This is a genomic window from Streptomyces sp. LN549 (assembly GCF_043203805.1).
Taxonomy (GTDB): Bacteria; Actinomycetota; Actinomycetes; order Streptomycetales; family Streptomycetaceae; genus Streptomyces.
On the sequence record NZ_JAZHRI010000002.1, the window covers coordinates 6,944,471 to 6,959,023 of the forward strand.

15 protein-coding genes are annotated in these 14,553 nt (G+C 71.8%); 9 read left to right on the forward strand and 6 right to left on the reverse strand.

What is annotated here, in order from left to right:
* The first annotated feature begins 62 nt into the window (after nucleotides 1–62).
* Genes SH922_RS31140 through SH922_RS31150 form a run of 3 tightly spaced genes read left to right on the forward strand, consistent with a single transcriptional unit; the run spans nucleotide 63 to nucleotide 2,535 of the window.
* Nucleotides 63–983 carry an alpha/beta hydrolase gene (locus tag SH922_RS31140; RefSeq protein ID WP_393061690.1) on the forward strand — a complete coding sequence of 307 codons (921 nt, stop codon included), beginning with the start codon at nucleotides 63–65 and terminating at the stop codon, nucleotides 981–983.
* Nucleotides 980–2,269: an MFS transporter gene (locus SH922_RS31145; protein WP_393061692.1), complete on the forward strand. Its 1,290-nt coding sequence runs from the start codon at nucleotides 980–982 to the stop codon at nucleotides 2,267–2,269. The genes SH922_RS31140 and SH922_RS31145 overlap by 4 nt, the downstream gene beginning before the upstream one ends.
* Entirely contained in the window at nucleotides 2,266–2,535 is a 270-nt protein-coding gene (locus tag SH922_RS31150) for a hypothetical protein (RefSeq protein ID WP_393061694.1), read from the forward strand. The genes SH922_RS31145 and SH922_RS31150 overlap by 4 nt, the downstream gene beginning before the upstream one ends.
* Here the strand turns inward: SH922_RS31150 and SH922_RS31155 are convergent.
* From SH922_RS31155 to SH922_RS31180, 6 genes are all read right to left on the reverse strand, one after another.
* The gene (locus SH922_RS31155; RefSeq protein WP_393061696.1) at nucleotides 2,532–4,244 is read right to left on the reverse strand and encodes a dipeptide ABC transporter ATP-binding protein; all 1,713 of its coding nucleotides are present in this window, start codon (nucleotides 4,242–4,244) and stop codon (nucleotides 2,532–2,534) included. The genes SH922_RS31150 and SH922_RS31155 overlap by 4 nt on opposite strands.
* Nucleotides 4,241–5,122 (reverse strand): ABC transporter permease, encoded by an 882-nt coding sequence (locus tag SH922_RS31160; RefSeq protein ID WP_393061698.1) that lies wholly within the window; start codon nucleotides 5,120–5,122, stop codon nucleotides 4,241–4,243. Before SH922_RS31160 ends, SH922_RS31155 begins: the two co-directional genes overlap by 4 nt.
* On the reverse strand, nucleotides 5,119–6,075 hold the full coding sequence (locus tag SH922_RS31165; protein ID WP_393061700.1) for an ABC transporter permease: 957 nt from the start codon (nucleotides 6,073–6,075) through the stop codon (nucleotides 5,119–5,121). The genes SH922_RS31160 and SH922_RS31165 overlap by 4 nt, the downstream gene beginning before the upstream one ends.
* A gap of 2 nt (nucleotides 6,076–6,077) precedes the next feature.
* Nucleotides 6,078–7,709, reverse strand: a complete 1,632-nt coding sequence (locus SH922_RS31170; RefSeq protein ID WP_393061702.1) for an ABC transporter substrate-binding protein — start codon at nucleotides 7,707–7,709, stop codon at nucleotides 6,078–6,080.
* Between the two features lie 210 nt (nucleotides 7,710–7,919).
* The gene (locus tag SH922_RS31175; RefSeq protein ID WP_393061704.1) at nucleotides 7,920–8,021 is read right to left on the reverse strand and encodes a putative leader peptide; all 102 of its coding nucleotides are present in this window, start codon (nucleotides 8,019–8,021) and stop codon (nucleotides 7,920–7,922) included.
* Entirely contained in the window at nucleotides 7,993–8,676 is a 684-nt protein-coding gene (locus SH922_RS31180) for a response regulator transcription factor (protein ID WP_393061706.1), read from the reverse strand. The genes SH922_RS31175 and SH922_RS31180 overlap by 29 nt, the downstream gene beginning before the upstream one ends.
* A 359-nt stretch (nucleotides 8,677–9,035) precedes the next feature.
* Here SH922_RS31180 and SH922_RS31185 point away from each other — a divergent pair, with 359 nt between their 5' ends.
* The 6 genes from SH922_RS31185 (at nucleotide 9,036) to fabG (ending at nucleotide 14,546) form a co-directional block, all read left to right on the forward strand.
* The gene (locus SH922_RS31185) at nucleotides 9,036–10,499 is read left to right on the forward strand and encodes an FAD-dependent monooxygenase (RefSeq protein WP_393061708.1); all 1,464 of its coding nucleotides are present in this window, start codon (nucleotides 9,036–9,038) and stop codon (nucleotides 10,497–10,499) included.
* 27 nt (nucleotides 10,500–10,526) lie between these two features.
* Nucleotides 10,527–10,853 carry a TcmI family type II polyketide cyclase gene (locus SH922_RS31190; RefSeq protein WP_393061710.1) on the forward strand — a complete coding sequence of 109 codons (327 nt, stop codon included), beginning with the start codon at nucleotides 10,527–10,529 and terminating at the stop codon, nucleotides 10,851–10,853.
* Complete coding sequence (locus SH922_RS31195) at nucleotides 10,850–12,139, forward strand: beta-ketoacyl-[acyl-carrier-protein] synthase family protein (RefSeq protein WP_393061712.1); 1,290 nt, start codon at nucleotides 10,850–10,852, stop codon at nucleotides 12,137–12,139. Before SH922_RS31190 ends, SH922_RS31195 begins: the two co-directional genes overlap by 4 nt.
* Nucleotides 12,136–13,362: a ketosynthase chain-length factor gene (locus SH922_RS31200; RefSeq protein ID WP_393061714.1), complete on the forward strand. Its 1,227-nt coding sequence runs from the start codon at nucleotides 12,136–12,138 to the stop codon at nucleotides 13,360–13,362. The genes SH922_RS31195 and SH922_RS31200 overlap by 4 nt, the downstream gene beginning before the upstream one ends.
* Before the next feature lie 107 nt (nucleotides 13,363–13,469).
* Nucleotides 13,470–13,751: an acyl carrier protein gene (locus SH922_RS31205; protein WP_393061716.1), complete on the forward strand. Its 282-nt coding sequence runs from the start codon at nucleotides 13,470–13,472 to the stop codon at nucleotides 13,749–13,751.
* 9 nt (nucleotides 13,752–13,760) lie between these two features.
* Nucleotides 13,761–14,546, forward strand: a complete 786-nt coding sequence (gene fabG, locus SH922_RS31210; RefSeq protein WP_393061718.1) for a 3-oxoacyl-ACP reductase FabG — start codon at nucleotides 13,761–13,763, stop codon at nucleotides 14,544–14,546.
* The last annotated feature ends 7 nt before the right edge of the window (nucleotides 14,547–14,553 follow it).

A 14,553-nucleotide genomic window follows, 5' to 3' on the forward strand; every position in this document is an offset into this window, starting at 1 on the left:
CCGTAGCCGCACCGGATCATGGGAGGACAGTGCCCGCGGCGGGCGGACGAGAACGGGGATACATGATGCTGACGACGACGGCACACCCTGCGCAGGAGGCATCCGCATCCGGCGGTCTGTCACCGGGCGTCCGCAGGATCACCCTCGACGCGGCCGGGATCCCCCTGTCCGCACTGCTGAGCGAACCCGCTGACGGACGTCCGCCGCGCGCGACCGTCGTCGCCCTGCACGGCGGCGGAATGAGCGCCGGTTACTTCGACGGACAGGCGCATCCGGACGTCTCCCTGCTGACGCTCGGTGCCCGCCTGGGCTGCGCCGTGCTCGCGCTCGACCGGCCCGGGTACGGTGCCTCGGCGCCGCACCTGCCCACTGGGCAGCGGCTCCTGGAACAGGCGGCCACGGTCCGCGCGGCGCTCGCCGACGCGCAGGCCCGCCATGTGCCCGGCCCGCTGTTCCTGCTCGCCCACTCCTTCGGCGGCAAGCTCGCCCTCGCCCTCGCCGCCGACGCCCCGCCGGACGCCTTCCTCGGCCTGGACATCTCCGGCTGCGGACACCGGCCGGCCGTCTCGGCGGCGCTCCTGGACCGCGGGGCACGCACCGGCCTGCGCCGGCTCAACTGGGGTCCCCTGCGGCTCTATCCGGACGGAACCTTCAGCGAGATCGGGGCAGTCGTCGCCCCGATGCCGGAGCAGGAGATCGAATCGGCGCTGGAGTGGGGTGCGCTGTCCCGCCGACTGCTGCCGCGCGTGCGGGTGCCGGTGCGCTTCACCTTCGCCGAGCACGAGGCCTGGTGGCGCCAGAGCGACGCGGACCTCACCGACCTCGCCGAGCAGTGCTCGGCAGCACCCCGGGTCCTCGTCGACCGGCTCTCCGGGGCCGGACACAACATCAGCCTCGGCTGCGCCGCCAGGGCGTACCACCTGCGTGCCCTGGCCTTCCTCGACGAGTGCCTAGACGCGGGCGCACGGTCTGCCGCACGGTGACCACCCAAGCCCGGACCCGCCCCTTCCGAGCCCTCGGGATCCGCAACTTCCGGCAGTTCGCAGCGGGCCAGGTGGTGTCGGTCGCGGGCACCTGGATGATGGTCGTGGCCCAGGACTGGCTCGTCCTGGAACTGACCGGGGACTCGGCGACCGCCCTCGGCACCGTCACCGCCCTTCAGTTCACCCCGATGCTGCTCTTCACGCTCCACGGCGGAAGGCTGGCCGACCGGTACGACAAGCGGGCGCTGCTGCTGGCCGCCAACCTCCTGTCGGGCCTGCTCGCGCTCCTCCTGGCGGTGTTCGTCCTCACCGGCACGGCCGGGCTGACGGACGTCCATGTCTTCGCGTTCTGCCTCGGCCTGGTCAACGCAGTCGAAGTCCCCACCCGGATGGCGTTCGTCGGTGAGCTGGTTCCTCCCGAGCTGCTGCCCAACGCGTCGGCCTTGAGCGCCGCGTACTTCAACGTCGCCCGTGTCGCGGGCCCCGCCGCGGCCGGCCTGCTCCTCACCGTCCTAGGGACCGGCTGGGTCATGTCGGTCAACGCGATCAGCTATCTCGCGACCGTCGTCGCACTGCGCCGGATCCGCCCCGACGAGCTCTACCGCACAGCCCGTGCGGCGGGCCGTACGCGCGTCACCGACGGACTGCGGTACGTGCGCGGGCGCCCCGATCTCATGATCCCGTTCGCCCTGGTCGCCGGAGTCGGCCTGTTCGGTCTCAACTTCCAGCTCACGCTGCCGCTGCTCGCCAAGACCGTGTTCCGCGCCGATGCCTCGTCCTTCGGCCTGCTCACCACCGTCTTCGCCGCGGGCTCGCTCACCGCCGCGTTCCTCACCACGGCCCGTACCACGCGGCCCTCCGCCCGGCTGGTGACCGTATCGGGCCTCGTCTTCGGGGTGCTGGAGGCCGCGGTCGGGTGGGCGTCGGGCTACCCGGCCGTCGTGGTCCTGCTCTTTCTCACCGGCGGCGCCTCCGTCTACTTCGCCCAGGCCGCCAACCACCGCATCCAGCTCGGCAGCGACCCCCTCTACCGGGGCCGGGTCCTTGCCCTGTACACCCTCATCCTTCAGGGCTCCACCCCGCTCGGCGCCCTCATGGTGGGGTACGTCGCGGAGGCCAGGGGCGCTCGAAGCGCGTTCGTCGTCGGCGGGCTCGCCTCGCTCGGCACGGGCCTCGTCGCCCTCTGCCTGCGCGCGGGCCGCAGCGGACCAGGGCCTGCCGGGGCCGAACCGGAGACGGACGGGCCCACCGCCGACGACGTGCGGACCGGGAACGGGCGGCCGTGAACGCTCCGCCGCACGTCCGGCTCCGGATCCGGACTGTCACTGCCCGCCCCGGGCGAACCCTCCCTGCCCCTGGCTCGCAGCTGCTGCACCCGGAGGAGCGCGAGGGCCTGCTGCGCATTCCCCCGGCCCGGGCGCACCGCCGCCTCGCCCGGCTGCGGACGCGCAAGGAGGCCTGTCTCACGGGCCTCGGCACGGGCCTCGGTAAGGGCCTCGGCACGGGGCTCGCGCGGGGGACGGCCACCGACTGCCTCCTGGAGTCCCGCTAGCCTCCGGCCGCCGTACGTGCACGACGTGAACCGGCGACCGAGGCGAGCAGCTCTCGGGTGTACGGATGGGCGGGCTCGGCGAACACCCGAGCCACCGGGCCGGACTCGACGAGCCGGCCGCCCCGCATCACGCCGACTCGGTGGGCGATACCCCGTACCACGGCAAGATCGTGCGAGATGAACAGACAGCTCAGCCCCGACTCGTCCTGGAGCTCGGTGAGCAGATCCAGGATGCGGGCCTGCACCGACACGTCGAGCGCCGACACCGGCTCGTCGCACACCACCAGATCGGGGCGCAGCGCCAGCGCCCGGGCGATCGCCACCCGCTGCCGCTGCCCGCCCGACAACTCGTGCGGGCGCCGCCGCAGCGCGCCGGCCGGGAGCCGCACACGGTCCAGGAGGGCCACCGCCTCCCGGGTGCGCCCGGTCCGGCTGCCCACCCGGTGGGCGCGCAGGGGCTCCGTGATGATGTCCCCCACCGTCAGGCGCGGATCGAGAGAGGCGTAGGGGCTCTGATAGACGATCTGCATGCGGCGCCGCAACCGGCGCAGCGCCTCCCCGCGCAGCCCGGTGACGTTCTCACCGTCGAAGTGGATCGTGCCGGACGTCGGATCGGCGAGGCGGACCAGCATCCGGGCAGTGGTCGACTTGCCCGATCCCGACTCCCCGACCAGGGCGAAGGTCTCCCCGCGCCCGATCCTCAGGTCCACGTTGTCGACGGCCCGGAAGGGCGCCGTCCCGCGACCGCCCCGGGGGAACTCCTTCACCAGCCCCCGGGCCACGACCAGATCCCGGGTGAGCTCCGCGGGCCGGACGGGCGGGGTCCTCTCCCGTACCGGCACCAGGCTCGGCGCGGACCGCAGCAGCTCACGGGTGACCGTGTGCCCGGGGTCCCCCAGCACCTCGTCGACCGGCCCGGATTCGACGATCTCGCCGTCCGACATCACCGCCACGCGCTGCGCCCGGTCGGCGGCGACCCCCAGATCGTGGGTGATGAGCAGGACCGCCGTTCCGGTGCGGGCGACGAGTTCGTCCAGGTGGTCGAGGAGAGCTTGCTGCACGGTGACGTCGAGCGCGCTGGTCGGCTCGTCGGCGATCAGCAGCTTGGGCCGGGCGGCAAGGGCGATCGCGATGAGTGCCCGCTGCCGCATCCCACCGGAGAGTTCGTGCGGGTACTGCCGGGCCCGCAGTTCCGGTTTCGGCAGGCCCGCCTCGGCTAGGAGCTCGACGGCCCGCTGCGCCGCCTGGCGCCGGCCGGTCACGAGTTTGTGGATCAGGAGGACTTCGCCGACCTGCGGGCCGATGCGGCGGACCGGGTTCAGCGACACCATGGGGTCCTGCGGGACGAAGCCGATGTCCCGGCCGCGGTGGCGGCGCATCGCCGCTTCGCCGGCGGCGGCGAGATCGGTCGCGCCGAAGACGATCCGGCCCGCCGTGAGCGTCGCGCCCGGCGGCAGCAGGCCCACGACGGCGTGGGCCGTCGTGGACTTGCCCGATCCCGAAGCGCCCACCAGCGCGACGACTTCGCCGGGTGCGACGGTCAAGGAGACCCCGCGCACCGCGTCCACCCGGCCGGTGCCCGAGCGGTAGGAGATCCGCAGGTCCTCGATGCCGAGCAGGGCGGGGGGCGTCCCGGCCGGCCCTGCTTCTTCGGGGTCCTGCGCGGGCCGGTCCGCCGGCCGGTCCGGCGGTGTCAGGGGTTTCGTCATGGAGTGCTCTCCTTCGCCTCGCCGTCGAGGGCGCGAGCGATGCGATTGGCGGCCAGGACCGTTGCCGCCAGGGCGAGTCCGGGCAGCGTGGTCAGCCACCAGGCGGTGGCGAGGTAGTCGCGGCCACCGGCGACCAGCGACCCCCACTCGGGGGCGGGCGGGCGTGCCCCGTAGCCGAGGAACGACAGCGAGGACACCTGGAGCACGACCGCGCCGAAGTCCACCGCCGCGTACACGAGGACGGGCCCGGCCGCGTTCGGCAGCACGTGGCGCAGCAGCACCGCGTACCACCGTGTGCCACTGGCCCGGGCGGCCTCCACGTACGTGGTGCGGGCGACCCGCAGGACCTCGGCCCGCATGATCCGGGCGAACATGGCGACGCTCGTCACCCCGACGGCCACGGCGACCTCGACCGTCCCGAAACCGAGTGCGGTCACCAGGGCGAGCGAGAGCAGCAGTCCGGGCACGGCGAGCAGCACGTCGGTGAGCCGCATCAGCGCACCGTCGACCCACCCGCCGGCCGCACCGGACACCAGCCCGATCAGCGATCCCGCCACCAGGCCCACGAGGACGGCGAGCGCCGTCGCCCGCAGGGTGAGGGCGCTGCCGTGCACCAGCCGGGTGAACAGATCGCGGCCGAGCTGGTCGGTGCCGAGGAGATGCTCCCCGTTCGGCGACTGGAGCCGGTCGGCGGGAACCCCGGCCAGCGGATCGCCGCCCGCCAACGCGGCGGGGTGCAGCGCGGCGAGCAGGACCAGGGCGATGAACAGGACGGACACGACGAGACCGGGCCGGGCGAGCCAGAACCGGACGGCCCGGTGCAGCCGCGCGGTCCGCTCCGGAGTCCTGCCGGCCAGGAACGTGCCGAGCGCGGTCACAAGGTCACCGCCGTCGGGCCCGTCGTCGTGATCCGCGGGTCGAGCACCGGGTGCAACAGGTCCACGGCGAGGTTCGCCAGGACGAACGCGCACGCCCCGAACACCACGAGCCCCTGGACGACGGGAATGTCCTGCGACGTCACGGCGGTCGCCGTCAGCCGGCCGATCCCGGTGCGGGAGAAGACGGTCTCCACCACCACGGACCCCGCCAGCACATGGCCGACCAGGAGTCCGGCGACGGTCAGCGGTGCAAGGGCGGCGTTGCGGGCCGCATGGGCGAAGTGGACCCGGAGCCGGCTCGCCCCCTTGGCGGCCGCCGTCTCGATGTACGGCTCGGCGAGTGCGGTGCGCAGGCTCTTCGCGAAGACCTGGGCGACCAGTGCCGCCGCCGGCAGCGACAGGGTCACCGCCGGCAGCACCAGTGAGGCGGGGCCCTCGTCACCGAACGCCGGCACCAGGCCCCAGCGGAAGGAGACGAGCTGGATGAGCACGAGGCCGACCCAGAAGGTGGGGGCGGCCACCCCCGCCGACGGGAGCGACAGCAGTAACTGCCGCAACCACCGACGGCGGGTGTACGTGCCGGACAGGGCGACCCCGGCTCCCAGCGGCAGGGCCAGGGCCAGCGTCGCCGTCGTGAGCTCCAGCGTCGCCGGCCATGCGTCCGCGATCATCCGGGAAACGGGTTCACCGCTGTGCACGGAGGCGCCGAAGTCCCCGCGCAGGGCGTGACCGAGCCGTGTCGCGTACTGCTCCGCCACCGGCCGGTCGAGTCCGTACCGGACGCGCAGAGAGGCCAGTTGCTCCGGGGAGACGGACGTACTGTCGCCGCCGCCGGCCGCCATGACGGTCACGGGGTCGCCGGGCAGCAGGTAGAGCACCGCGAAGGACAGGGTGTACGCGGCCCAGAGGACGAACACGGCCTGTGCCAGGCGGCGTACGACGTAAGTGGTCATGGTCAGGACAGCCACGCATCGTGGAACTGCGGGTAGGACGTCGAGTCCAGTGTCAGACCGTGCACCTTCTTGCTGATCCCGTACACGCTCGCCATCTCGAACACCGGTATCTGGTAGCCCTGTTCGAGCACTCGGCGCTGAGCGGTGGCGACCAGTGCGGCCCGTTTGTCCGGGTCGCTCGCGGCGGCCTGCGCGTCCAGGGTGCGCTCCAGTTCCGGGTCGGTGATGCGGCCGAGGTTGAGCAGCTTGCCGGAGAACGCGGTGCGCAGGACGTCCGGGTCGTTGCGGGTGCCGTTGCCCCAGGCGAGGTCGTAGTCGCCTGCGCCGCGCGCCTGTTGGTAGTCGGGCAGGGAGAGCAGTGTGAGGTCGAGGCCGATGCCGCTCTTGCGCAGCTGCTGCTGGATCAGCTCCAGCACGGTCTGGTTGGGGCCGAAGTTGGCGCCCAGGATGACCTTCAGCTTGAGCTTCTTGCCGTTCTTCACCCGGATGCCGTCCGGGCCGGGCAGCCAGCCCGCCGCGTCGAGTGTGCTCTTGGCCCGCGCGGGATCGTGGGCGAGCAGCTTCGTGTTGTCGGTGTACCCGCCGGTGGAGCTGGACAGAGCGCTGGTCGCGGGGAGATAGCTGGGGCTGAGCACGGTCTGCACGACTTCGTCGCGGTCCACGGCCGTCTGGAGTGCGCGACGCACGGCCGGGTCCTTGATGAGCGGCCGCGCGGTGTTGGCGCTCAGCGCGACGGGGACTCCCGGGTTGGGCCGGTCGAGCACGGCGAACCGCTGGGACGCGAGGGTGGTCTGGTCCTGCGGGGCGACACCGGCGGTGGCGTCGACCTGACCGGAGGTCAGGCTGCCACTGCGCACGCCGGCTTCGGGGACGACCTTGAAGGTGAGCTTGTCCAGATAGGCGGACCCGGGGCGCCTCCAGAGCGGGGAACCCCAGGTGTAGCCGTTGCGCCTGGTCAGCTCCACCGAGGTGTTCGGGGTGTAACCGTCCAGGGTGAACGGTCCGGAGCCGATCAGCTTGGCGGTGCAGCGCCGGTCGGCGGGGAGTTTCAGGCTGGCCGGGGAGAGCAGTCCCAGTGTCGCCGTCGAAGTCGCCTGGAGGAACTGGGCGTTGGGTCCCTTGAAGGTGACCTTGGCGGTGTACGGGTCGACCACCTCGGTGCTGCGGTAGCCCTGGAGGAACCCGGCGCCCAGCATCGACTTGGCGCCCAGGGCCACGACCGCGTCCAGGTTGGCCTTGACCGCCTTGGCGTCGAGCGGTGTGCCGTCGGCGAAGGTGACGTCCTTGCGCAGGGTGAAGGTGTACTGAGAGGCGTCCGACGAGACCTCCCACGACTGTGCGATCCACGGCACGATCTGCCCCGTATTCGGGTTCTGGTCGGTGAGCGAGTCGACGAAGGTACGGGCGGCGTACAGGGCGTCGCTGGTCGTGGCCTGGTGCGGATCCACGCAGCCGGGATCCGAGGACAGCGCGAACCTGAGGTGGCCGCCGGACCGTGGTGCGGTCCGTGCCTCGGCGGAGGACCCGGATGTTCCGGAGCAGGCGGTCGCGGTGAGCGGCAGGACGAGCGCGGCGGCGAGGGCGGCCAACGGGGATCTCGCGAAGAGGCGCGAGGGTGCGGGACGTCTGGACATGAGGGAACGACTCCGGGTGTACGAGAGCGGAAGAGAGGTGGACCGGACCGGCCCCGCGCAGGCGGCGGGACGGCGGCGGCGGGCGGACCTGTGCCAGCAAGGCAGAGCTGCGCACCGGTCCGGCGCAGGCCGTCGGAACCGGCTTCGTGCACGGCCGCCCCGGGCATGCCTGTGACACACGGCTGCCCGTGGGAAGCGGATGGTGGATCGTCAGTGACCCGGACAGAGGGCGCCGGCGATGCGCTTCAGATCGATGTGCCGACGGGTCGTCAGCGGTACGCGCTCAGACACGGCCCATCCTGAAGCCGACACCGCGGACGGTGATGATCCAGTCGGGCGAGCCGAGCTTCGCCCGGACCGCGCTCACATGCGTGTCGATCGTCCTGCTCGTCCGGGCGCCGGGGACGTGACGTCCCGGGAACCCCCACACGCCGGCCATCAACGACGCCCGGGAGTGCACGGTGTGCGGCTCCGACGCGAGACGGTGCAGCAGATCGAACTCCTTGAGGGTGAGATTGACCAGCCGGCCGTTGAGCCGCACCTCCCGGGTCTCCGGGTCGATGCAGAGCGAACCGTGAGCGATCGCAGCCGCCCGCGAACTGCGGACGGGCTCCGGGCGGGAGCGGCGGAGCACCGCGTCGATGCGGGCGAGCAGCTCGCGAAATCCGTACGGCTTCGCCATGCAGTCGTCGCAGCCCGCCTGCAAGCACAGAATCCGGTCGAGTTTCATTCCGGCATCCGTGAACGCGATGACGGGTATATCACTCTTCGCCCGGACGGTCCGGCAGACTTCGAGGCCGTCGATGTCCGGAAGGAGGAGATCAATCAGAAAGAGATCGAATATCTCGTGCCTTTCCAAGGCTTCGGTTCCCGTCGCACAGATCTCCACGTCATAACCATGACGCTTCAGCTGAGTGCTCAATCTGTTTCCGTTCGACCTGTCGGAATCAACGACCAGGACGCGCATCAATTCCCCCGTTCCAAGGCGCAGGCGCGGCACCCGAAGTGACGGCCCTCAGGCTAGACACGCGCCTGCGCAACTGACTGTGAGCGGGGTCACAGGGGAGGTCCGATTGGTGGGTCGGGGGCCTTCCCGCGTTGGGATTTGTACTTCCCCTGACATTTCCTTGTCAGTGACCACGCAGTCGGACTGGCACCGAAGTCGCTCCGCTTCGTGAACGTCAGAGATCCGTCAGGCCGACTTGACGAATGCCTGACAGCTCCTTGCGCAGGATCTTGACTTTTCCGCCTTGAAAACAAAAAGCGTGGCGGTCGAGGATGTTTCACGTCAGCAGGAATCGAACGGACCGTCAGTCGGGAGACTCCATGGATGCGTCGGTCATCATCGTCGGAGCGGGACCGGCCGGGCTCGTACTCGCCGGTGAATTACGTCTGGCCGGAATCGACGTCATCGTCGTCGAACGCCTTGCACGGCGCACCGGGGAGTCGCGCGGACTGGGTTTCACCATTCGTACGACGGAAAGTCTCGACCAGCGCGGCCTGTTGGCGCGCTTCGGGGAGCTGGAGACCAGCACACAGGGCCACTTCGGCGGCATTCCGCTCGACCTCGCCGTCCTCGGCGGAGCCCACCCGGCCGCCCGAGGCGTGCCGCAGTCCGTCACGGAGACGGTCCTGGAGGGCTGGGCACGCGAACTGGGCGCCGACATCCGGCGCGGACAGGAGTTCCTGTCGCTCCAGGACACGGGCGAGAGCGTCACCGCACGCATCAGGGACGGCGACCGGGAGTCCACCCTCACCGCGCGCTACCTCGTCGCGGCGGACGGCGGACGCAGCACGGTCCGCAAGGCCGCCGGCTTCGACTTCCCCGGCACCGAGGCCACCACGGAACTGCTCCTCGCCGACATCAGGGGCGTGGACGTGAACCCCAGGGCGACCGGGCAGAGCCTCGCGGGCGGGATGGTCATGGCCGCCCCGCTCGGCGACGGCCTGCACCGCGTCATCGTCGGGGAACGCGGCGCCCTGCCGCGCCGGCGCACCGGGCCGCCCTCCTTCGACGAGGTCGCCGACGTGTGGAAACGCCTCACCGGCAACGACATCTCGGGTGCCGAGGCGGTGTGGGTGTCGGCCTTCACCGACGCCACCCGGCAGGCCTCCGAGTACCGCCGTGGCCGCGTCCTGCTCACCGGCGACGCCGCCCACATCCATCTGCCCGCCGGCGGACAGGGCATGAACACCTCCATCCAGGACTCGTTCAACCTCGGCTGGAAGCTCGCGGCCGTCCTGCACGGCACGGCACCCACCACCCTGCTCGACACCTACCACTCCGAACGCCACCGGGTGGGGCGGCAGTTGCTGGCCAACACCCGCGCCCAGAGCCTGCTCATCCTGGGCGGCGACGACGTGCAACCGCTGCGGGACGTCCTGTCCGAACTCCTCCCGTACGAAGAGGTGGCCCGCCACCTCGCCGCCAAGGTCAGCGGGGTCGACATCCGGTACGAGACCGGAACGGGCGCCCACCCGCTGCTCGGCGCCCGCCTGCCCCATCTGGAGCTGACCGTCGGTGCCGCCCGCACCAGCTCCACCGCCCTGCTGCGCCCCGGCCGCGGCGTACTGCTCGATCTCACGGACAACCCCTGGCTGCGCCGCCGGGCCGCCCGCTGGCGGGACCGGATCGACCTGGTCACCGGCGCACCGCACGGGCCCGTCCCGGAAGACCTCATCCGCACCACCGCGGTCCTGCTGCGCCCGGACGGCTATGTCGCCTGGGCCGCTCCCGGCAGTCACCACGATCTGCCCACCGCACTGGACCGCTGGTTCGGACCCGCCTGACCCCCGACCGCTCTCAGAGAGGCCACCATGCACAGCAACCTCATCGTTGCCCGGATGGAACTCGGCAGCGCCGACGAAGTCGCCCGTCTCTTCGGCGAGTTCGACACCACCGACATGCCCCACCGGATGGGCACCCGCCGCCGCCAGCTGTTCACGTACCGCGGGCTCTACTTCCACCTTCAGGACTTCGACGGAGAGGACGGCGGCGAGCGCATCGAGGCCGCCAAGTCGGACAGCCGCTTCATCGGCATCAGCGACGACCTCAAGCCCCACATCGCGGCCTACGACCCCGCCACCTGGCGCTCACCGGCCGACGCCCTCGCCCAGCGCTTCTACCACTGGAGCGCCAAGTGACCACCGCCCCGGCCGGACCGGCACGCCGCGTCGTCATCACCGGCGTGGGCGTCACCGCCCCCGGCGCCCTCGGCACCAAGGGCTTCTGGCAGCTGATCTCGGAGGGCCGCACCGCGACGCGCCGGATCTCCCTCTTCGATCCCTCGCCGTTCCGCTCCCAGGTCGCCGCGGAGGTCGACTTCGACCCCGAACTGGCCGGTCTCGGCCCGCAGGAGGTCAGGCGCATGGACCGGGCCGCCCAGTTCGCCGTGGTCACCGCCCGAGAGGCCGTCCACGACAGCGGGCTCGACTTCGCGGCCCTCGACCCGGTACGCACCGGAGTCACCATCGGCAGCGCCGTCGGTGCCACCACCGGCCTCGACCAGGAGTACCGCACGGTCAGCGACGGCGGCAGGCTCGACCTGGTAGATCACCGCTACGCCGTTCCGCATCTCTACAACTTCCTGGTCCCCAGCTCCTTCGCCACCGAGGTCGCCTGGGCCGTCGGAGCCGAAGGCCCGGGCACGGTCGTCTCCACCGGCTGCACCTCCGGTCTTGACGCCATCGGTCATGCCGCCGGGGTCATCAGGGACGGACTCGCCGACGTGATGGTGGCCGGCGCCACCGACGCGCCGATCTCCCCGATCACGGTGGCGTGCTTCGACGCCATCAAGGCCACCACCCCCCGCAACGACGACCCCGAACACGCCTCCCGCCCCTTCGACTCCAGCCGCAACGGATTCGTCCTCGGCGAGGGTGCCGCCGTCTTCGTCCTGGAGGAACTCGACAGCGCCCGTAAGCGGGGAGCCCACATCTATGCCGAGATCGCCGGATACGCCACCCGGTCCAACGCCTTCCACATGACCGGACTGCGGCCCGACGGCAAGGAGATGGCCGAGGCGATCCGGGTTGCCCTGGACGAGGCGCGGCTCGACGCCGAGGACATCGACTACATCAACGCCCACGGCTCCGGGACGAAGCAGAACGACCGCCACGAGACCGCCGCGTTCAAGCGGAGCCTCGGCGAGCACGCCTACCGGACACCGGTCTCCTCGATCAAGTCGATGGTCGGCCACTCGCTCGGCGCCATCGGGTCCATCGAGGTCGCCGCATCCGTCCTCGCGATGGAGCACCACGTCGTCCCTCCCACGGCCAACCTCCACAACCCCGACCCCGAGTGCGACCTCGACTACGTACCCCTGACCGCCCGCGACCGGCACACCGACGCGGTGCTGTCCGTCGGCAGCGGCTTCGGCGGATTCCAGAGCGCCGTCGTCCTCGCCCGCCCCGATCGGAGCACCCGATGAGCGCAGAGACGGTGGTCACCGGAATCGGCGTCGCCGCCCCCAACGGCCTCGGCCTGGAGACGTACTGGCAGGCCACTCTCGCCGGCCGGCGGGCCATCGCCCCGCTGACCCGTTTCGACCCGACGCCCTACCCCTCCAGGCTGGCCGGCGAGATCTCGGGCTTCGAAGCCGGCGACCTGCTGCCGGGCCGGCTCCTGCCCCAGACCGACCGGATGACGCGGCTGTCGCTCGTCGGCGCCGACTGGGCCCTCGCGGACGCGGACGTCAGCCCCGGGGAACTGCCCGACTACGACGTCGGTGTGATCACCGCCGGCCACTCCGGTGGCTTCGAGTTCGGCCAGAACGAGCTCAAGGCGCTGTGGAGCAAGGGCGGTCCCTACGTCTCCGCGTACCAGTCCTTCGCCTGGTTCTACGCGGTCAACAGCGGGCAGATCTCCATCCGCACCGGGGCCCGGGGGCCGAGCAGCGTCGTCGTCAGCGACCAGGCCGGCGGGCTCGACGCCCTCGCCCAGGCGCGACGCCAGGTCCGCAGGGGAACGCCCGTCGTCGTCGCCGGCGCCGTGGACGCCTCCCTGTGCTCCTGGGGATGGGTGGCGCAGATCGCCGGCGGCCGGCTGACCACGTCCGAGGACCCCGAGCGGGCCTACCTCCCCTTCGACACCGACGCCTCCGGACACGTACCGGGGGAGGGAGGGGCCCTCCTCGTCGTCGAGGACGCCGAGCACGCCCGCCGCCGAGGCGCCCCCCGGGTGTACGGCGTGATCGCCGGCCACGCCTCCACGATGGACCCGCGGCCCGGCAGCGGACGCGCCCCGGGACTCCAGCGGGCGATCGAACTGGCCCTCGCCGACGCCGGAAGCGAGCCGGCCGACGTCGACGTCGTGTTCGCCGACGCCGCCGCCCTGCCGGAACTCGACCGGGCGGAGGCCGAGGCGCTCACCAAGGTCTTCGGACCGCGCGGGGTGCCGGTCACCGCGCCCAAGACGATGACCGGGCGCCTGTACTCCGGCGCGGCGCCGCTCGATGTCGCCGCCGCCCTGCTCTCCCTGCGGGACGGCGTCATCCCGCCGACGGTCGGCTCCACCCTCGCCGAGGGGTACGAGATCGACCTCGTGGGCGCCCGGCCCCGCCCCGCCGCACTGCGCACCGCGCTGGTCCTGGCCCGCGGACAGGGCGGCTTCAACTCCGCCCTCGTCGTGCGCGCCGCCGGCGAACAGGGGTGACGCACGCACAGGCACCCGCGAACCCGGGCACCGCACCCGTTCCGGCCGCCACCGTCACCAGGCCCCACCACCGTCCGCCACGCGTCCACGCCACGAAAGGCTCCGCCATGCCCTCGCCCGACACCCACACCGCCTTCGCTCTCGACGATCTGCGCCGCATCCTCCGGGAGGCCGCCGGAGCCGACGAGGGCGTCGACCTCGACGCCGACATCCTCGACATCACCTTCAACTCCCTCGGCTACGAGTCGCTCGCCCTGCTGGAGACGGGCGGCCGGATCGAGCGCGAGTACGGCATCGCACTCGACGACGACACCCTGACCGACGCCGACACGCCCCGGGCGCTGATCGACGTGGTCAACACCCAGCTGACCGCCGCCCGCACCGTCTGAGGAGCCCTCATGTCCGAGCACACCGGCCCCGTCGCCCTCGTCACCGGCGCCACCAGCGGCATCGGCCTCGCCGTCGCCCGGCTGCTCGCCGGCCAGGGGCACCGGGTCTTCGTCGGAGCCCGTAACGACGACAACGTCACCGCCACCGTCAAGGAACTGCGGGCGGAGGGACTGGAGGTCGACGGCACCACCCTCGACGTCCGGTCCGCCGACGACGTCCGCGCGTTCGTCCGGGCCGCCGTGGACCGCTACGGCACGGTCGACGTCCTCGTCAACAACGCCGGCCGCAGCGGGGGAGGGGTCACCGCGGACATCGCCGACGACCTCTGGGACGACGTCATCGACACCAACCTCAACAGTGTCTTCCGCGTCACCCGGGAGGTCCTGAACGCCGGGGGCCTGCGCGACAAGGAGCGTGGCCGGATCATCAACATCGCCTCCACCGCGGGCAAACAGGGTGTCGTCCTCGGCGCCCCGTACTCGGCCTCCAAGCACGGCGTGGTCGGTTTCACCAAGGCTCTCGGCAACGAACTGGCCCCCACCGGGATCACCGTCAACGCCGTCTGCCCCGGCTACGTCGAGACGCCGATGGCCCAGCGGGTGCGCGAGGGCTACGCAGCCGCCTACGCGACCACCGAGGAAGCGGTCCTGGAGAAGTTCACCGCCAAGATCCCGCTCGGCCGCTACTCCACCCCCGAGGAGGTCGCCGGTCTCGTCGGCTACCTCGCATCGGACACCGCCGCCTCCATCACCGCGCAGGCCCTCAACGTCTGCGGTGGCCTCGGCAACTTCTGACGAATCG